This window comes from Nonomuraea sp. NPDC049504 (assembly GCF_040676845.1).
GTDB lineage: Bacteria > Actinomycetota > Actinomycetes > Streptosporangiales > Streptosporangiaceae > Nonomuraea > Nonomuraea salmonea.
The window spans coordinates 67140-85758 of sequence record NZ_JBFAPT010000038.1; the positions used below are offsets into that span (position 1 = coordinate 67140).

The 18619-nt window shown below is 71.7% G+C and carries 15 protein-coding genes; 3 read left to right on the forward strand and 12 right to left on the reverse strand.

All coding sequences use genetic code 11. The annotated features are described in order from the left end of the window. Window positions 1-18 precede the first annotated feature (18 nt). From AB0K28_RS45570 to AB0K28_RS45580, 3 genes are read right to left on the reverse strand one after another with little or no spacing between them, the layout of a single operon-like run. Entirely contained in the window at window positions 19-870 is an 852-nt protein-coding gene (locus tag AB0K28_RS45570; RefSeq protein WP_345398834.1) for a carbohydrate ABC transporter permease, read from the reverse strand. Next, the gene (locus AB0K28_RS45575; RefSeq protein ID WP_364383181.1) at window positions 867-1877 is read right to left on the reverse strand and encodes a sugar ABC transporter permease; all 1011 of its coding nucleotides are present in this window, start codon (window positions 1875-1877) and stop codon (window positions 867-869) included. Before AB0K28_RS45575 ends, AB0K28_RS45570 begins: the two co-directional genes overlap by 4 nt. A 2-nt stretch (window positions 1878-1879) precedes the next feature. Next, window positions 1880-3193, reverse strand: coding sequence for an extracellular solute-binding protein (locus AB0K28_RS45580; protein ID WP_345398840.1), 1314 nt, complete (start codon window positions 3191-3193; stop codon window positions 1880-1882). Between the two features lie 137 nt (window positions 3194-3330). Here AB0K28_RS45580 and AB0K28_RS45585 point away from each other — a divergent pair, with 137 nt between their 5' ends. From AB0K28_RS45585 to AB0K28_RS45595, 3 genes are all read left to right on the forward strand, one after another. Beyond that, window positions 3331-4479, forward strand: a complete 1149-nt coding sequence (locus tag AB0K28_RS45585; protein WP_364383184.1) for an ROK family transcriptional regulator — start codon at window positions 3331-3333, stop codon at window positions 4477-4479. Between the two features lie 12 nt (window positions 4480-4491). Beyond that, window positions 4492-5142, forward strand: a complete 651-nt coding sequence (locus tag AB0K28_RS45590; protein WP_364383187.1) for a M15 family metallopeptidase — start codon at window positions 4492-4494, stop codon at window positions 5140-5142. 75 nt (window positions 5143-5217) lie between these two features. Beyond that, window positions 5218-6303: a glutamate--cysteine ligase gene (locus AB0K28_RS45595; protein WP_364383190.1), complete on the forward strand. Its 1086-nt coding sequence runs from the start codon at window positions 5218-5220 to the stop codon at window positions 6301-6303. Between the two features lie 19 nt (window positions 6304-6322). Here AB0K28_RS45595 and AB0K28_RS45600 read toward each other — a convergent pair whose 3' ends face one another. From AB0K28_RS45600 to AB0K28_RS45640, 9 genes are all read right to left on the reverse strand, one after another. Beyond that, window positions 6323-7069, reverse strand: a complete 747-nt coding sequence (locus AB0K28_RS45600) for a sulfite exporter TauE/SafE family protein (protein ID WP_364383193.1) — start codon at window positions 7067-7069, stop codon at window positions 6323-6325. Then, complete coding sequence (locus tag AB0K28_RS45605; RefSeq protein ID WP_364383196.1) at window positions 7066-8859, reverse strand: gamma-glutamyltransferase family protein; 1794 nt, start codon at window positions 8857-8859, stop codon at window positions 7066-7068. Before AB0K28_RS45605 ends, AB0K28_RS45600 begins: the two co-directional genes overlap by 4 nt. Before the next feature lie 13 nt (window positions 8860-8872). Continuing rightward, window positions 8873-9841 carry an oligopeptide/dipeptide ABC transporter ATP-binding protein gene (locus AB0K28_RS45610; protein WP_364383199.1) on the reverse strand — a complete coding sequence of 323 codons (969 nt, stop codon included), beginning with the start codon at window positions 9839-9841 and terminating at the stop codon, window positions 8873-8875. Further along, the gene (locus AB0K28_RS45615) at window positions 9838-10803 is read right to left on the reverse strand and encodes an ABC transporter ATP-binding protein (RefSeq protein ID WP_345398852.1); all 966 of its coding nucleotides are present in this window, start codon (window positions 10801-10803) and stop codon (window positions 9838-9840) included. The genes AB0K28_RS45610 and AB0K28_RS45615 overlap by 4 nt, the downstream gene beginning before the upstream one ends. Then, window positions 10800-11645, reverse strand: coding sequence for an ABC transporter permease (locus tag AB0K28_RS45620; RefSeq protein ID WP_345398855.1), 846 nt, complete (start codon window positions 11643-11645; stop codon window positions 10800-10802). Before AB0K28_RS45620 ends, AB0K28_RS45615 begins: the two co-directional genes overlap by 4 nt. Next, on the reverse strand, window positions 11638-12597 hold the full coding sequence (locus tag AB0K28_RS45625) for an ABC transporter permease (RefSeq protein ID WP_345398858.1): 960 nt from the start codon (window positions 12595-12597) through the stop codon (window positions 11638-11640). The genes AB0K28_RS45620 and AB0K28_RS45625 overlap by 8 nt, the downstream gene beginning before the upstream one ends. Beyond that, a complete protein-coding gene (locus AB0K28_RS45630) occupies window positions 12597-14216 on the reverse strand; it encodes an ABC transporter substrate-binding protein (protein WP_345398861.1) in 1620 nt (539 codons plus the stop codon). The genes AB0K28_RS45625 and AB0K28_RS45630 overlap by 1 nt, the downstream gene beginning before the upstream one ends. Window positions 14217-14306: 90 nt before the next feature. Continuing rightward, complete coding sequence (locus AB0K28_RS45635) at window positions 14307-14984, reverse strand: GntR family transcriptional regulator (protein WP_364383204.1); 678 nt, start codon at window positions 14982-14984, stop codon at window positions 14307-14309. Continuing rightward, window positions 14977-18619, reverse strand: a 3643-nt coding sequence (locus tag AB0K28_RS45640) for a hypothetical protein (RefSeq protein WP_364383207.1), incomplete at its 5' end; no start/stop codon positions are given. The genes AB0K28_RS45640 and AB0K28_RS45635, both read right to left, overlap by 8 nt.

Genomic DNA, 18619 nt, shown 5'->3' on the forward strand with positions numbered 1-18619 from the left:
GACCCCGTGCGGTGTGGTTCAGCCCTTGACGGCGCCGGCCACCAGGCCGGAGACCATGCGGCGCTGCACGAGCAGGAAGAAGACGACGACGGGCAGCGTCATCAGGGTCGAGCCGGCCATGATGGCGCCCCAGTCGACGCCCTTCTGGCCGAAGAAGTACTGCAGGGCGACCGGCATCGTGTATCCCTCCGACCCCGACATCAGGTAGAGGGCGAAGACCAGGTCGTTCCACGCGGTGATGAACGAGAAGATGCTGGTGGCCACCAGGCCGGGCGCGACCAGCGGGAAGAGCACCCGCCAGAACGTCGTCATGCGGCCGGCGCCGTCGATCCAGGCCGCCTCCTCCAGCGACTTGGGCACGGCGGCGACGAACGTGCGCAGCATCCACACCCCGAACGGCAGCGTGAGCGCGACCTGGGTGACGATCAGCCCGATGAGCTGGTCGCCGAGCCCGACCCGCTTGACCATCATGTAGAGCGGGATGAGCAGGCCCTCGGCGGGCAGCATCTGCACGACGAGCAGCACCACCAGGAACAGTCCGCGGCCCTTGAAGCGGAAGCGGGCGATGGCGGTGGCCGACAGCAGCGCGAACGCCGAGCCGATGAGCACGGTGCCGAGCGCCACGATCGCGCTGTTGCGCATGTAGAGCCAGATGGAGTTGTTCGCCACGCCCTCGGTCAGCACCCGCGCGAAGTGGTCGAAGGTGAAGTGCGTCGGGAACGGGATGAACTCCGTGGTGAAGATCTGGTCGTTCTCCTTGAAGCCGGTGGAGACCATCCAGTAGACGGGGAAGACCGCGTACAGGAAGACCAGCACTCCGGCGGTGTTCAGGAGGACTTTGCCGAGCCTCTTGCGGGCGAGGGGGGTCACATCTCCTCCTGCTTCACGATCTGCCGGACGTACACGACGGTGACGATGAGCAGGATGATCGTCAGCACCACCGAGATGGCCGCGCCGGTGCCCAGCTTCTGCGGGGGACGGAACGCCTCGGCGACCGCGTACATGGACAGGTTGAAGCCGTCGCGGTTCGTCGGGCCGTTCATCAGGACGTAGAGCTGGCTGAAGACCTTGAAGTCCCAGATGATCGACAGGATCGTCAGGACCGCGAAGACCGGCTTGAGCAGCGGCAGCGTGATCTTCCTGAACGTGTGCCACGGGCCGGAGCCGTCCACCCTGGCGGCCTCGTACAGCTCGTTGGGGATGCCCTTGAGGCCGGCGAGCACCGAGACGGCGATGAACGGGAAGCCGGCCCACACCACGCAGACGACCAGCGCGATGTAGAGCGGGATGGTGTCGTTGAGCCAGGGGGTGCCGGTCCAGCTCGTCTGGCCGTCGGGCGGCGCGGCGAGCCAGTCGGGCAGCAGGTTGAGCGCCCAGTTGATGATGCCGGACTCGGCGTCGAACAGGGAGCGCCAGATGACGCCCTGCGCGACGGGCGGCACGGCCCAGGCGAACATGCAGCCGATGACCACGAACAGCGACATCCGCTTGCTGAGCCGGTGCAGCAGCACGCCGACGGCGGTGCCGACGATGAGCGTCATGCTGACGGCGACGGCCGCGAACGCGACGGTGTTGCGCAGGGCCGACCAGAAGATGTCGTTGCTGAGGACCTTCTCGAAGTTCTCCAGCCCCACCCACTCGGCGGGCCTGGTGCCCCTGATCTGCGCGAGGCCGACCTTCTGGAAGGCCATGATGCCGAGCTGGACCATCGGGTAGAGCAGCAGCCCGGCGATGACCAGCAGACCGGGGACGAGCAGGACGTACGGGATGCTCCAGTCCGGCAGGCCCCCGGCGCGCGGAGCCCGGTCGTTCTTCTTCCGGCGGCCCGGGGCGGGGGAGGAGCCCGTGCCCCGGGCGACCGTCGTCGTGTCGGCCATCGTTACTGGTTCAGGATCTCTTCGAGTTCCTTGTTGGCGTCAGCCAGGGCAGTGTTGGCGTCCTTCTTGCCCTCGATGACGTCGCGGGCCGCGTTCTGCAGCACGGCCTTGGTGGCGTCGGCCTCCGACCAGTTGGGGTCGGCGGGGAATGCCTTGGCCTTGGCGAAGGCCTGGGCGAAGGCGCCCTGGGCGGGGTCCTCGTTCAGCGCGGCCAGGGTGTCGGGGTAGACCGGGAGCAGGCCGCCCTCCTTGGCGTAGCGGTCGGCCCAGGTCTTGCTGGTGGCCAGCTTGATGTACTCCTTGCCCAGCTCGGCCTGCTGGGTGCCGCCCCACAGCGCGATGTCGTTGCCGCCGAAGAAGGACGGGGCCACGCCGCCGCTCTTGGCGGGCAGCGGGAAGAAGCCGAGCTTGTCGCCCTTCAGCTTGCCCTTGGAGTCCTCCTCGATGCCGGGCAGGTCCCAGCCGGCGGTGAGGTACATCGCGACCTTGTCGTTGGCGAAGCGCTTGCGGATGTCGGTCGTGTTCTGGGTCAGGTTGGCCTTGCCGGACAGGCCGTCCTGGACGAGGCCCGTGTAGGTGGCGAAGCCCGCGGCGAAGCCGGGCTCGGTGAGCTTGCCGACCCACTTGTCGCCCTCCTTGACGGCGTACTCGCCGCCCTCGGACCAGGCGAACGCGGCCAGGAGGTGGTTGGCGTCGGAGCCGCCGTTGAAGGCGAAGCCGTCCACGCCCTCGCCCTTCTCCTTCTGGATCTTCTTGGCGGCGGCGACGAGCTCGTCCCAGGTCTTCGGGACCTCGATCTTGAGGTCCTCGAACCAGTCCTTGCGGTAGAGCACGGCGCGGGCGCCGGCGCCCCACGGGATGGCGTAGATCTCGTTGTCCACGGTCTCGTAGCCGTAGAGGTTTTCGGGGATCTGGGCGCGGTCGCCCTCGCGGGCGATGTCCGTGAGCGGCTCAAGCGCGTCCTGGCTCTGCCACATGGGGACCTGGTCGTTGCCGATCTCGGTCACGTCGGGGCCGGTGCCGGTGGCGGCGGCGGCGAACTTGTCGGCCACCTGGGGCCACGGGATCCACTCGAGCTTGACGTCCGCGCCCGTCTTGGCCTTGAACTCGGCGTTGAGCTCCTCCATGTACTTCGCCGCGGCGGGGTTGCTGTCGCCGAGACGCCACACGCTCAAAGTCTTGCCCGCGAAGGCGGGGCCCGAGGCGGCGGCGCTGGGTGAGGACGTGGTGGGTTCTTCGCTTCCGCCGCAGGCGGCCAGGCCCAAAGCCAGCGCGGCCGAGGTGGCCGCAGTGGCTGTGATCTTCGCGATCCTCACAGGGTTCTCCCTTCCCGGGTGCTGGCCAACGGTCCGCACCAGGCTGATCGTCATATGCCGAACGATGGTGTTAAACTAACAAGAAACTTTCTTAAAAGAAACGCTCGTTAGCTGATCGTGACGGAGAGAGGGAACCGATGAGCCGAGACCCGGGAACCCCCCGGCTGCTGCGCCGGCTGAACGACCGCGCGGCGCTCGAACTGCTCCTCGGAGACGGCCCGCTCACCCGCGCCGAGCTCGGCGAGCGCACCGGCCTGTCCAAGGTAACCGCAGGTCAGCTTCTCGCTCGACTGGAAGAGCGGGGCCTGGTCGAGGTGGCGGGCGAAAGGGCCGGGGGCAGGGGCCCGCACGCGGCCCTGTACGCCGTGGTCCCGTCCAGCGCGTACGTCGCCGGCCTCGAAGTCCTGCCCGACAGCCTCAAGGTCGGTGTGGCGGACATCACAGGCCGTACGGTGATCGAGATCACCCTCGACCCCGCCGACGGGCGCGACCCGGTCAAGACCGTGCACGCCGCCGTGCGCCGGGCCTGCGACGCTGCCGACATCGACCTGTCGCGGCTGCGGGCCTTCGTCATCGGCAGCCGCGGCGTGGTCGATCCCGGCAGCGGGGACGTGCGCTGGTCGTACGACCTGCCCTCCTGGCACGTCGGCGTGCTGGCCAGCCTGCGCGAGACGCTCGGCGCCTCCGTCACCATCGAGAACGACGTCAACCTCGTCGCGCTCGCCGAGCACCGCTACGGCGCGGCCGTCGGCCACGACGACTTCGTGGTCATCTGGGCCGGCGTCGGCCAGGGCATGGGCGTCATGCTCGGCGGCCGGCTGCATCGGGGCAGCACCGGCGGGGCGGGCGAGATCGGCTGGCTGCCGGTGCCCGGCGAGCCGCTGCCCACCGACGTCGCCGAGCCGCAGTCGGGCTCCTACCAGCGGCTGGTGGGCCACGCCGCGCTACGCGGCCTCGCCGACGAGCACGGCGTGACCGGCAACACCGTGCCCGACCTGCTGCGCGGCGGCGACGACGGCTTCCTCGACGCGGTCGCGGCGCGCATCGCCGTCGGCGCGGCGGCCGTCAGCGTCGTGCTCGACCCCGGGCTCATCGTGCTCAGCGGCGACGTCGGCAGGGCGGGCGGCGCCCGGCTGGCCGCGAAGGTGCAGGAGGCGGTGGCCGGCCTCTGCCCCACGCCGCCGACCGTCGTCACCACTCAGGTGGCGGGCAACCCGGTGCTGCGCGGCGCGCTCGTGGCGGCGTTGGAGCAGGCCCGGGAGCAGGTCTTCTCCGACACTGTGTGAGAATCACTGCCCATGTGGCAGTCCCCGAACGATGTCGTGCTCATCTCCGACGCCCGTGTGACCTCGATCCCGGTCAAGGAGGTCGGCGAACCGCTGGTCGACGTACGCGGGCGGCTCCGCGTCGACACCCGCCTGGCCGACGACCAGGGCGCCTACGCCCACCTGCGGGCCGGGGTGCTGCGGCGGCTCGAACACGCCGAGAGCCTGCTGCCCGCCGGATACCACCTGCTCGTCGTCGAGGGCTACCGGCCGGTCGCCACCCAGCGCCGCATCTTCGACGGCTACCGGGCCACGCTGACCGGGCTGACGCCCGAGGAGTCGTACGTCGCCGCGAGCCGCTACGTCTCGCCCGTCGAGGTCGCCCCGCACACCGCGGGCGCCGCGGTCGACCTCACTCTGGTCTCGCCCGACGGCACCGAGTACGACATGGGCACCGAGGTCAACGACAACCCCGAGCAGAGCGAGGGCGCCTGCTACACCGCCGCCCCCGGCATCTCCGACGACGCCCGCGCCCACCGCAAGCTGCTCGGCGTCGCGCTGGAGGCCGCCGGCCTGGTCAACTACCCCACCGAGTGGTGGCACTGGTCCTACGGCGACCGCTACTGGGCGATGTCCACCAAGAACGACCACGCGCTCTACGGCCCCGTCGAGTTCACACCCTGACAACCCGGGTTTTCCGGGCGGTGAGGTGGGGGCACAACTCCCTACGGAGATGTGGACTCCCAGCGAGGTGTGGGCATGATTCCGCTCATCGGGATCGAAGAGGAGTACCTCGTCGTCGATCCCCGCACCCGCCACGTCGCCCCCCGGGCGGCCGAGGTCCTGGCCGCCGCTACGGACGTGCTCGACGTGGTGCAAGAGATCACCCGCTTCCAGGTGGAGGCGCGCACGCCGCCCTCCGCCGACCTGGGCGAACTGGGCCGGCGGCTGCGCGCGGCACGCAAGGAGGTGGCGGGCGCAGCCCGCTCGTGTGGGCTCGCGGTCGTCGCCAGCGGCATCCCGGTGCTCGGCAACGTGATGCCGCCGCCGCTCACCGACGACGACCGCTACCTTCAGGGCCGCGTGCTCTACCGGGCGCTGCAGGACGAGATCAGCATCTGCGCCCTGCACGTGCACGTGGACGTGCCCGATCCGGAGCACGCCGTCTACGTGGGCAACCACCTGCGGCCCTGGCTGCCGACGCTCATCGCCCTCGCCGCCAACTCGCCGTTCTTCGTGGGCCGCGACACCGGCTACGCCTCCTGGCGGGTGATCAGCTGGGGGCGCTGGCCGGTCTCGGGCGCGCCGCCGTACTTCGCCTCCTACGGGGCGTACGAGGGCGCGTTACGGGCCCTGGCGAGGTCGGGGGCGCTGCTCGACGCCAAGACCGTCTACTGGGACGCCAGGCCGTCGCCCTTCCTGCCGACCGTGGAGATCAGGGTGGCCGACGTGCCGCTCGACGTGGCCGACAGCCTCACCATGATCGGGCTCATCCGGGCGCTCGTGGTCACCGCGCTCGGCGCGGTCAGGCGGGGTGACCTGGGTCCTCCGGTGCCGGGGGAGGTGCTGCGCGCCGCGTACTGGCGGGCGGCGCGCTACGGGTTGCAGGGCGAGATCCTCGACGTGCGCGACGGCTCGCTCGTCCCCGCGGCGGTGCTGGCCGGGCGGCTGCTCGAGCACGTGCGCCCGGCGCTGGCCGACGCGGGTGACCTGCGGTTCGTCCAGGAGGGCCTCGACCGGCTGCTGCGTGCCGGGTCGGGGGCGATGCGGCAGCGCAGGGCGTACGAGCGGGGCAACGACCTGGCGGAGGTGGTGGACGACCTCATCGAGGCCACTGTCGCCTGAGCCGGCTGCCCGTGCCCGGTCAGCGCAGGGCCAGCGCGATCGAGACGCCGAGGCCGAACACGACGACCACGCCGCGCAGCACGGCGGGCGGCATGAGCCGGGCCACGCGGGTGCCGAGGAAGCCGCCCGCGAGGCTGGCCGGCGCGATCACCGCCACGGCCTGCCAGCGCACGGGGCCGAACAGCGAGAACGCGATGACCGAGACCGAGCTGATGACCAGCGAGAGCGCGGCGCGTACCGCGTTGACGCGGTGCAGGTTGTCGTGCAGGAACATGCCGAGCACGGTCAGCAGCACCACGCCCATGCCGCCGTTGAAGTAGGCGCCGTAGCAGCCGCCGACGAACACCCCCGCGTACACCAGGCGGCTGGTCCCGGCGCCCTCCTCGCCGCCGAGGTGCTTGCGCAGCCACGGCTGGGCCAGCAGCGCGAGGCTGGCGAAGCCCACCAGCCACGGCACCAGCGACTCGAACAGCCGGCCCGGCGTGAGCAGCAGCAGCGCGCTGCCCACGCAGGCGCCCAGCACCGCCGCGACCGACAGGACGGTCGCGCGGCGCTGCTGGCCGCGCAGCTCGGCGCGGTAGCCGAGCACGCCGCCCAGGTACCCGGGCCAGAGCGCGACCGCATTGGTCACGGTCGCGGTCAGGCCCGGGTAGCCCAGCGCGAGCAGCGCCGGGAAGGACACGAGCGTGCCGCCGCCGGCCAGCGCGTTCACCACGCCGGCCAGCAGGCCCGCCCCCGCCAGGAAGAGCAGGTCGTGGAGGGTCATCGGCCGACGGCGTAGCCCTGGGCGCCACGCGGGTTGGCGGCGGCCTTGAGCAGGTCGCCGTCACGGGCCACCGCGCTGAGCCGCCCCAGCGACCACGGGCCCTGCGTCTCCACCTCGTGCCCGCGCCGCCGCAGCTCCGCGACGACGTCCGGGTCCACGCGGTCCTCGACGTGCATGACGCCGGGACGGGAGCCGCGCGGGAAGAACGAGCTGGGGAAGTGCTCGCTGTGGAACATGGGGGCGTCGATGGCCTCCTGGAGGTTCAGCTTGCCGTGCACGACCGCGAGGAAGAAGTTCAGGCTCCACTGGTCCTGCTGGTCGCCGCCCGGGGTGCCGAACGCCAGCCACGGCTTGCCGTCCCTGAGCGCGAACGACGGCGACAGCGTCGTACGCGGCCGCGCGCCGGGCCGCAGCGCGGTGGCCACGCCCTCCTGCAGCCAGAACATCTGCGCCCTGGTGCCCAGGCAGAAGCCGAGCTGCGGGATCGTGGGCGAGCTCTGCAGCCAGCCGCCGCTGGGCGTGGCGGAGACCATGTTGCCGAAGCGGTCCACCACGTCCACGTGACACGTGTCACCCTTGACCATGCCGTCCCGCGCCACGGTCGGCTCGCCGACCCCCTGCGGCTTGCGGCCGCCCGACACGCCGGGCGCGGCGCTGAACGTGCCGGGGTCGGGGAAGACCGGCAGCCTGGGCGTGCGCCCGCCGGGGGCGCCCGGCCGCAGCTCCAGGCTGGCCCGCGCGCCGATCAGCGTGCGCCGCTCGGCGTTGTAGGCCGGGCTCAGCAGGTCGGCCATGGGCACGTCGGTGTCGCCGTACCAGGCCTCGCGGTCGGCGAAGGCCAGCTTGGCCGCCTCGGTCACGGTGTGCACGTAGTCGGCGCCGAGGAACTCCATCGACTCCAGGCCGGTGCCGTCCAGCAGGGCGAGCTGCTGCAGGAACACCGGGCCCTGACCCCACGGGCCCGTCTTGGCCACGGTGTGGCCCTGGTAGTCGTAGGTCAGCGGCTCCTCCACCGACGCCCGCCAGCCCGCGAGGTCGTCGCCGGTCAGCAGGCCGCCGTGCACCTCACCCGAGCTGTCGCGCCAGGCCGTCTTGGCGCTGAACTCGGCGATCGCCTCCGCGACGAAACCCTCGTACCAGGCCTTCCTGGCGGCCTCCAGACGGCCCTCACGGGTGCTCGACGCCGCCTCGGCCTCGGCGACCAGCCGCCGGTACGTCGCCGCCAGCACCGGGTTGGCCAGCTTCGTGCCCGGCTTGGGAACGTTCCCGCCGGGCAGCCACGTCGCCGCCGAGGTGGGCCAGTCGTCCCTGAACAGGCCCTCGACCGACGAGATCGTGGCCGCGATGCGCTCCAGCACCGGCACGCCGTGCTCGGCGTAGTGGATGGCCGGGGCCAGCACGTCCGCCAGCTCCCAGGTGCCCCAGCGCTCCAGCATCAGCATCCAGCCGCCGAACGCGCCGGGCACCGTGGCCGCGAGCAGGCCCGTGCCGGGCACGACGTCCAGGCCCAGCTCGGCGAAGCGCTCGATGGTGGCCGCGGCGGGCGCCACACCCTGCCCGCACACGACCGACACCTTCTGCTCCTCCTCGCTCCACAGCAGGATCGGCACCTCGCCGCCGGGGCCGTTCAGGTGCGGCTCGGCGACCTGCAGCACGAACCCGGCGGCCACCGCCGCGTCGAAGGCGTTGCCGCCGCGCTCCAGCACGCCCATGCCGGTGGCCGAGGCCAGCCAGTGCGTGCTGGCGACCACGCCGAAGTCGCCCGACAGCTCGGGCCTGGTGGTGAACAAGACTTTCTCCTTCTCATCGGGGGGCGGCGGCGTCGGGGACGCGCTCCGCCGTTACCAGGTGGCAGGCGGCGGGGTGACCGCTGCCACGTGGGTCGTTCAAGAGGGGCTCGGTGGTGCGGCACTCGTCGTACGCCAGCGGGCACCGCGTGTGGAAGCGGCACCCGGCCGGCGGATCGACCGGGCTCGGCACGTCGCCGCCCAGCACGATCCTGCGCCGCTCCCGCTGCCTGACCGGGTCGGCCACCGGCGCCGCCGACAGCAGGGCCTGCGTGTACGGATGCCGCGGCTGCGCGAAGATCTCGGCCGTCGGCCCCGACTCGACGATCCGGCCCAGGTACATGACCGCGATCCGGTCGGCCAGGAACTCCACCACCGACAGGTCGTGGGTGATGAACAGGCACGAGAAGCCCATGTCCCGCTGCAGGTCGGTGATCAGGTTGAGCACCGACGCCTGCACCGACACGTCCAGCGCGGAGACCGGCTCGTCGGCCACGACCAGCTTCGGCTCCAGGACGAGCGCCCTGGCCAGCCCCACCCGCTGCCGCTGCCCGCCGGACAGCTCATGCGGGTGACGCCTGCGCATCTCCTGGCGCAGGCCCACCTTCTCCAGCATGGCGGCCACCTTGGCCGTCACCTCGCGCCGGTCGCCCACCTTGTGCCGCAGCAGCGGCTCGGCCACGATCTGCTCGATCGTGAAGCGCGGGTTGAGCGAGGAGAACGGGTCCTGGAAGACCATGTGGACGTCCCTGCGCAGCGGCCGCATGGCCCGCCGCGACAGATGGGTGATGTCCCGGCCGGCCAGCTCGATCGAACCCGCGGTCGGCTCGGTCAGCCGCAGCACGCACTTGCCGACCGTGGACTTGCCGCTGCCCGACTCACCGACCAGGCCGAGCACCTCGCCCTCGGCGATCTCCAGCGACAGGCCGTCCACGGCGCGTACGGGGCCGTAGTGCTTGACCAGGTTGTCGATGCGCAGGATCACCGGTCACCTCCCGGGTGGTAGCAGGCCGCCAGGTGGCCATCGCCCTGGCGGGTGAGCGGCGGCCTGGACAGCCGGCAGTCGGCCTGGGCGCGCGGGCAGCGGTCGTGGAAGGCGCACTCGTCGGGGTCCGACAGCGGCGAGGGCACCATGCCGGGGATCTCCGCCAGCCGGCCGTTGACCGCCGCCGACGGCAGGGCCTTCATCAGGCCCAGCGTGTACGGGTGGCGCGGGTTGGCGAACAGCTCGGTCACCGGTGCCTGCTCGACGGCGCGGCCCGCGTACATGACGACGGCCCTGTCGGCGATGTCGGCCACCACGCCCAGGTCGTGCGTGATGAGGATGATCGCGGTGCCGAGCCGGTCGCGCAGGTCGCGGAAGACGTCCAGCACGCCCGCCTGGATCGTCACGTCGAGCGCCGTGGTGGGCTCGTCGGCGATCAGCACGCGCGGCGAGCAGGCCACCGCGATCGCGATCATCACGCGCTGCCGCATGCCGCCGGACAGCTGGTGCGGATACTCCTTCATGCGCCGCTTCGGCGCCGGGATGCCGACCAGCTCCAGCAGCTCGACCGCGCGCGCGGCGGCGGCCTGCCGCGACAGCTTCTCGTGCCGCCGCAGCACCTCGCTGATCTGGTAGCCGACCGTGAACGACGGGTTGAGCGAGGTCATCGGCTCCTGGAAGACGACCGAGACCGTCTTGCCGCGCACCCGCCGCATCTCCGGCTCGGGCAGCGTGGTCAGCTCGCGGCCGTCCAGCGTGATCGAGCCCTTCAGCCGGGTCGTCTCGGGCGGCAGCAGCCGCGGCACCGACATCGCGGTGACCGACTTGCCGCAGCCGGACTCGCCGCACAGCGCCAGGATCTCGCCCTCGTCCAGGGTGAGCGAGATGTCCCTGACCGCCTGGACGAGCCCGTCCTCGGTGGCGAAGCCCACGCTCAGGTCGCTGATCTCCAGCAGGCTCATCGGGCGCTCCTCGGGTCCAGTACGTCACGCAGCCCGTCGCCCAGCAGGTTGAAGCCGAGCGTGGCCAGGGCGATCATCAGGCCGGGCCAGATCGCCAGCCAGGGCGCGTCGCTCAGATACTGCTGCGCGGTCGTCAGCATCACGCCCCACGACGGGGTCGGCGGCTGCACGCCCAGGCCGAGGAACGACAGCGTGGCCTCGCCGATGATCGCGGCGGGGATCGCCACCGTGGCCTGCACGATGAGCGGGCTGAGGCAGTTCGGCAGCACGTAGCGGAAGATGATGTGCCCGTCGCCCGCGCCGTCGGCGACGGCCGCGGCCACGTAGTCCATCTCCCTGACCGCCAGCACCTCGCCCCGGGTGATCCTGATGACGGCGGGCAGCTGGGAGAAGCCCAGCGCCAGCACCACGCCCTTCAGCGAGGGGCCGATGATCGCGGCCAGGCCCACCGCGAACACCAGGAACGGGAAGGCCAGCGTCACGTCCACCAGCCGCATCACGATCGGGTCAAGCCAGCGCCGGTAGAACCCGGCGACCAGCCCGATCGGGATGCCGACCACCATCGCGAGCAGCGTGGACAGCACGCCCGCCTGCAGCGAGACCTGCGCGCCGTGCGCGATCCTGGCGAACGCGTCGCGGCCCAGGTCGTCGGTGCCCATCGGGTGGGCGCCCGACGGCGGCGCCAGCGTGGCCATGTAGTCCTGCGCCGCCGGGTCGCCCGTCACGAGCGGACCGAGCAGCGCCAGCAGCACGAACGCGACCACCAGGACGAGCCCGGCCATCGGCATCGGCCTGCGGCGGAACCGCCGCCACAACCGCGTCCTGCGCATCACCTCAGTCATGGCCGCCTCCCGACAACCGGATCCGCGGGTTGAGGAAGGCGTAGGCGATGTCGACCAGCAGGTTGACCAGCACGTACCCGACGACCGTGACCAGCACGACCGCCTGGATGACGGGATAGTTCCTGGTCAGCACCGCGTCCACGGTCAGCTTGCCGAAACCCGGGATGACGAAGATCTGCTCGGTCACCACGGCGCCGCTGATCAGCGCGCCGAGCTGCAGGCCGAGCACGGTCACCACGGTCGTCAAACTGTTGCGCAGCGCGTGCGCGCCGACGACCTTGACCTCGGGCAGGCCCTTCGAGCGCGCGGTCCTGACGTAGTCGGCCGACAGCGCGCCCAGCATGGCCGAGCGGGTCTGCCGCATCAGGATGGCCGCGAAGCCCGTGCCGAGCACGACGGCGGGCAGGATCATCCGCTGCAGGTTCTGCACGGGGTCCTCGGTGAAGGGGACGTACCCGGAGGCGGGCAGCACCCGCCAGGTCACCGCGAACAACAGGATGCCGAGCAGGCCCAGCCAGAAGTGCGGCACCGACAACCCGGCCAGGCCGAAGCCGGTGGCCAGGTAGTCGGCGACCTTGCCGCGCCGTACGGCGGCCACGATGCCCGCGCCCACGCCGACGATCACCGCGACCAGCATGGCCAGCGCCGACAGCTCCAGCGTCACCGGCAGCCGCTCCAGGAGGATGTCGGCCACCGGGAGCTGGTCCTGCGTCGAACGCCCGAAGTTGCCGGTCAGCGTCTGACCGAGGTAGTCGAGGTACTGCGCGGGCAGCGGCTTGTCCAGGCCGAACTCGTGCCTGATCGCCTCGATCGCCGCGGGCGACGCCTCCTGGCCGGCCATGACGGTGGCCGGATCGCCGGGCAGCGCCCGTACGCCCAGGAAGATCAGCACGCTCGACAGGAACAGCACGATCACGGCCGACCCGCAGCGCCGGAGGATGAACCAGAGCATCAGGCGGCGAACCCGGCGGTGACGAAGCGCGGCAGGCCGTCCTTGAAGTACTGGACGCCGGCGACGTTCTTGTTCATGCCGAGGTAGTACAGGTTGTGGTACAGGTACACGACGCCCCGCAGCTCGGCGGCCTTCTTCATGGCGGCGCCGTACAGCTCGGCGCGCTTGGCCTGGTCGGTCTCGGCCGCGGCCTGCTTGATCGGGTCGTCGATGCCGGGGTCGGACATGCCGGCGTAGTTGTTGCTGCCCTGCGTGGTGATGAGGTTGGTGAGGTTGCCGTCCGGGTCCACCCGGCCCGACCAGCCGCTCAGCAGCACGTCGAACTTGCCTGCCTTGCCCTGCTCCAGCACGCTGACGAACTCGGCCGTCTGCACCTTGACGTCGAAGCCGGCCTCCTTGGTCATCGACTGGATGACCTGCGCGAGGCGCTGGTTGACGGCGTCGTTCGGGGTGGCCATGGTGACCGTGATCGGCGTCGGCACGCCGGACGCCTGCACGAGCTGCTTGGCCTTGGCCAGGTCACGCTTGGGGCAGGCCGGCAGGTCCTTCGCCCGGTACGGGCTGTCGCCGGGCACCGGGTAGCAGTCCACCTCGTGCAGCCCGTTGTAGACGGTCTTGTTGATCGCGTCCCGGTCGAGCGCCAGCTCGAACGCCTCGCGCAGCTGCGGGCTCTTGCCCAGCGGCGTGTCCACGGGGCCGGGCTTCGCGGTCGAGCCCTTGACGTTGCCGATGTTGATCTGGAAGCCGTAGTAGCCCAGGCCGCCACCGGAGACGACGGTCAGGTTGGGGTCGTCCTGCACGCCCTTGACGGTGTTGGTGGCGAGCTGGTCGGCCACCTGCACGTCGCCGGACTTGAGGTTCGCGGCCCGCACGTTCGGGTCGACGATGATCTTGTATACGACCTTGTCCAGCTTGACCTTGGCGGCGTCGTAGTAGTCGGGCGACTTCTCCAGCACGATCTCGCTGCCCGAGGTCCTGCTCGCGAACTTGAACGGGCCCACGCACACCGGGTTCGCGCCGAAGTTGTCGCCCTCGGAGTCGAGCGCCTTCGGTGACATGATCATGCCGGCGCGGTCGGCGAGCTGCGCGGTCAGCGGCGTGAACGCCTGGGTCAGCTCAAGCTTGACCGTGGACGGGTCGGCCACCGTCACCTTCGACACCGCGGCCAGGTCGGCCTGCCGGGCGGACTTCTCCCACGTACGGTGCCGGTCCAGCGACTTCTTGACCGCCTCGGCGTCCAGCGGCGTGCCGTCGTTGAACTTCACGCCCTCGCGCAGCTTGATCGTCACCTCTTTGCCGTCGTCGGACAGCTCGGGCGGGGCCGCGGCGAGCTGCGGGACCAGGGCGGACGAGGCGTCGATGTCGTAGAGCTTCTCGCACATGCTGGTGAAGACCTCGCGGCCCACGAGCGTGGTGGAGACGCTCGGGTCCAGCGCGTCGGGGTCGGCGTTCAGCGCGATGTTGAGCGTGCCACCGGCCTTGACCGGCCGGTGGTCGGCCGAGGCGGTCGCTATGGAACTAGGTGCCGCGGGGGTGCTGCTCGTTCCGCCTCCACCACAGGCCGTCAGGGCGAGGGGGAGAGTGACGAGCGCCGCGACGACCTTGGGTGTCGGTCGCATGGTGCCTCCGGTTAAACGTTTAGGAGACTGTATACAAGGTCTGACATTTCAGTGGTGTTTCGTTACCCTATGTCGTTACCTGAGTGTTTCCTAATCGTTTGCCGGTTTTGGCTTCCGGCTCGCCGCCGCGAGGAACGACCGCCGCGCCGCCGCCACGTGCGCGACCGCCCTGGCCTGCGCCTCGTCCTCGTCGCCCGCCTCGATCGCCTCGCACAGGCTGAGGTGCTCCTGCCACGAGTGCGGGCCGCGTACGGCGGCGGTCTGGCTGAAGACCCACTGCGCCCGCTGCAGCATCGGCGTCATCATCAGTGCCAGGTAGGAGTTGCCCGCCGCCTCGCCCACCGCCAGGTGAAAGGCGGTGTTGAGGTCGGCGACCTCTTCGAGGCGGCCGCTCTCCACCGCCGCCTTGGCCTGCTCCAGCACGTGACGCAGCCTCGCCACGGCCTCGGGCGTGTGCTTGCGCGCGGCCAGCCGCGCCGCGAGGCCCTCGATCGCCATGCGGACGTCGAAGAGCTCCTCGCCCTCCTCCGCCGACAGGCGCGCGACGGTGGCGCCGAGCCGGGGGACGACCTCGATGAAGCCCTCGGCGGCCAGGACCCTGATGGACTCGCGCACGGGGTTGCGCGAGACGCCGAGCGCGGCGGCCAGCCGGTCCTCGACCAGTCGCTCACCCTGGGCCAGCTCGCCGGAGAGAATGCGGCGGCGAAGCTCCTTGGTGACCTTGTCGCGCAAGGTCCGATGGGCCGCGCCCAGCGTCAGATCAGTCATAGAGGAACTTATCGTATACAACGGACAAGTCTTCTCGGGTCGGCCTGGCCGGCAAGGTCGGCGGCCCCTGCCACGGCTGCCTCGACGGCCAGCGGGTCGCCGCGAACAGCGCCAGCAGCTGCTCCTTGTCCTCGGCCCGCCAGAACAACTCGTCCGCCAGCATGCGGAAGCTCAGGCTGCCCCTCTCCGTCAGGTCCGCCGCGGCGCCTGCCTCGCGGTAGACGTCGTGACTGCCGACGGCGTCCAGCTGGCCGCCGTTCGGCAGCGCCTCCATGCCCGCGTTGCGCACCGCGGCCTCCACGATCGCCAGCGAGAGCTTCACCTGCGTCTGGATGACGGCCGGGTCGAGCGAGCCGTCCCACAGCCGGAACTCGACCCGGTCATCGTCCCCGCCTCGGATGCCGGTCATGTCGATCGCGTCGAACCGGCCGTGCCCGCGCAGAATCTCCTCCGCTGAGGCGTCCCGGCTGAGAGGCTCCTCGTTCGGCTCGCGCCGCCACAGCCCGTTGTGCTCCTCACGTTCCGGGTTCTGCGCCAGCCGGAAGAGCGTGTCGGCGTGGTGGTCGACGTACGTGGCCAAGGCGCGCTGAGCGTCCACCATGCGGCCGATGGGACCGGTGCTCACTTCGACGCGGGCGGCGGTCCGGTACGTCGCGACGCCGCCGTAAGCGTTGATGATCTCGACGGCCTGCTTCAGATTCGACCACGTCGAGCGCACGTCGTGCATGAGGGGTGAGACCAGCACGCTGTGCGCCGGGGCGCCCCTCAGCAGCTGCCACCCGTGCTCTCCGTCGATCAGCCGGGCCCGGCGCAGGACATCGTCGATGGTCGCGAGGGCGTCGTCCCTGATCCTGGCCGGCAGGTCGAACTCGATCTTCACGGCGAACCCGTGCCCGCGGTCACGCGAACCGACGCCCGCGGTGACGTTCTGCATCATGTACGGGATCAGCGTCTCGCCGTCGGCCACCCGCGCCAGCGCCCGCTCGTAAGCGCGCCGGTAGGCGGCGAAATCGCCGGTGAACGACATCTCGGGAACGTCCGGCCAGCGCCCCCACGCCCCCCAGTGATCATTCCACCTGCCGAGTTCGGCCTTCGCCGCCCGCCACTCCTCGGGAGCCGTGTGGGTGCCACGGTTGAAGATGCGATTCACGTTCCCGAAGGCTTCCTCCCAGCCTTGCTCCGCGAACCGCCGCGCGGCGCGTGCCTTCTCGGGCGACACGTTGTGCAGGCCGGGCTCGGCGTCACGCCGGGGCATCGGGCGGCCGTCGCCCGCCACGCCGTACGGGTCGCGCGGGCCCAGGTCCCGCAGCGCGTCCACCACCTGCCGGCGGTTCACCAGGCGGGAGAGATCGAGACCGTCGCGCCCGGCCTCCGCCGCCCGCCGCACCAGCTCCGGCACCGAGTGCCCGAGCCCGGCGTCGTACGCGAGCCGGCGCAGCGGATCGAACACCCAGGCCGGCCGATCGGGAGCAGGCCCGGCGAGCTCCGCCAGCCTGCCCAGGACACGTGCCTGGTCGTCGCGCACGGCGGGAAGGTGGTGATCGTCGGCCAGCCGCAGGCCGTCCCACAGGTGGGGATCCCGCGCCCGGTGCGTCGCCAGCAGATCATGGAGCTCCTGCAGGTCGGCCGCCCGCGTCGGGTCGGAGCCGTGCTCACGGGCGTCCGCGGCCAGGCGGAGCAGCTGCTCGACCGACCCTCCCTGGCCCAGGTGGTGCGCCAGGTCCTCGATCGGCCGCCGATGGGGCATCCCCGGAGGCGCGTCCGGCGCCCCGGCGATGCCGTGCAGCGCACCGAGCATCCGGGCGTCTTCCAGGCCGAGCCCGTCGACGCCCAGCTTCACCGACGCCACCACGCCCGTCCACAGCTCCGGGTCCACCTGCCGGAACGCCGTCATCACCGCATGGAACTCGCCCACGTAGTGCAGCCCGGGAGGCAGGAAACCGGCGGCGTCCGCCGCCCGGACGAGCGGCAGCATCTGGTGATGGCGGTGGAGCCCCTCGGATCGCATCCAGGGGGACAGGTAGTTGTGGAGCTCCGGCCTGGTCACCTCCGGTGACATCATCTTGACCAGCAGCCCGAGCGTGCGCGCGTCCGCCGGGGTCGTCACGTCGATCAGCGCCCGGTGCTTGAGGCCGAGCCAGCGGAGACTGTCGTGGGGCATCGCGAGGCGCAGCGCGTCGGCCAGCATGGCACTGCCGCGTGCCGCCTCCGGGGCCATGCCCTGGCGCTGGGCGTCCTGGTAGAGCTCCACCACGGCGTCCACGGCGTACCTGCTGTTGAACAGCTCCTCTGCCAGGCTCTCGATCGCGGCCTTCGGATTCTCCCTCGGCAGGCTCGCGTGCATCTGCGCCAGAGTCAGGGCCGTCGCCTCGTCGGCGCGCACCGTGGGCAGCTTGTCGATCAGAGCCCAGCCGGGCCGCAGGAACTCGGGATCCGGCCGGGTGGCGGCTCCCCGTCCGGCGCCCTGGCCGGTGAGCAGCCGCTCGATGCGGTTGGGGCTGTTGGCGCGGCCCTCGCCGTCGCCGGGGGTCCAGCGGTGGAACGTCGCCGCGGCCTCGGCGAAGCTGCGCGGCCGCGAAGGCGCCACCGCCGGGTGCCCGCCGACCAGCACGGCATCCGGCCCGCCTGACGCCGCCGCGGGCGGCCGCCGCGCCTCTTGCGAGACCCCTCCCGCCTCGGGCACGTGCTCGGCCGCCTTGGGGCGGGTGTTCTGGTCGTACGCGCCGCGACCGGCCGCCTCACCCGAACGCTCCGGAGAGTGGGCACTTACCCGCTCGGGCGGCTGCGCCCCCACCCGCTCGGGCGGCTGCGCCCCCACACGCTCTGGGGATTGGCCGTTTCCACGCTCGGGGGACTGGGCGGGCACGCGGTCAGGGCCGGCGGTCGCCGTCGCCGAACGCTCACCCGCCGCACTGTCCGCCCGACTGTCTGTCCGACTGTCCGGCTGGCTGCCCGGGCGGGTGCCCGGCGGGTTCTGCCGTGCGCCGCCCTCGCCGGCTCGGCTAGCGTCGGCGGGCAGGCGGCCGTCCTGGCTCTGCGGTCGTCCGTTCTGTGCGGGTGCGTTGGTCTCCGGGGCGGGTGTGCGGGGGGTCTGCGCTCTCGCCGCGGGGGTCTGGTCCTGGGCGGGGAGTCCTGGCACGTCGTGCGGCCGGGCCGGGGCGACGATCACGTCGGCGGGCCGGTCGCCGTTGGCCTGGCGCGCGGGTGGCGGGGGTGGCGCGGCCGTGTCCGTACGCGGCGGGGCGACGATCGTCTGCTGGTCGGTGGTGGCGACGGGGGCCCGCTGAGCGTTCGGGTCGGAGGTCTCCTGCCGGGTGTCGGGGGACGTGTCCCTTCCGGCGTTCGGGGCGGAGTCGGACCTTGTGTCGCGCCCGGTGGCGTCCGGGGTGGTGTCGCGCCCGGTGGGTTGCTGGGCAGGGGTGTCGCGCTGGGCGGTGCCGGCCTGATCGTTCCGAGAGCCGGTCGTGTCCCGCCCACCTTCGTCCCGGTCGGACGCGTCCTGGTCGGTCGTGACCTGTTCGGCCGGTTCCACGGGGTGGGCGGCCGCGGCGACGGCCGGGACGGTGGCGGGCAGCGCCGAACTGGCGGGCAGGGCGCCGGGGGTGGCGGCGGTGTCGCGCGTGCTGGCGACCGCG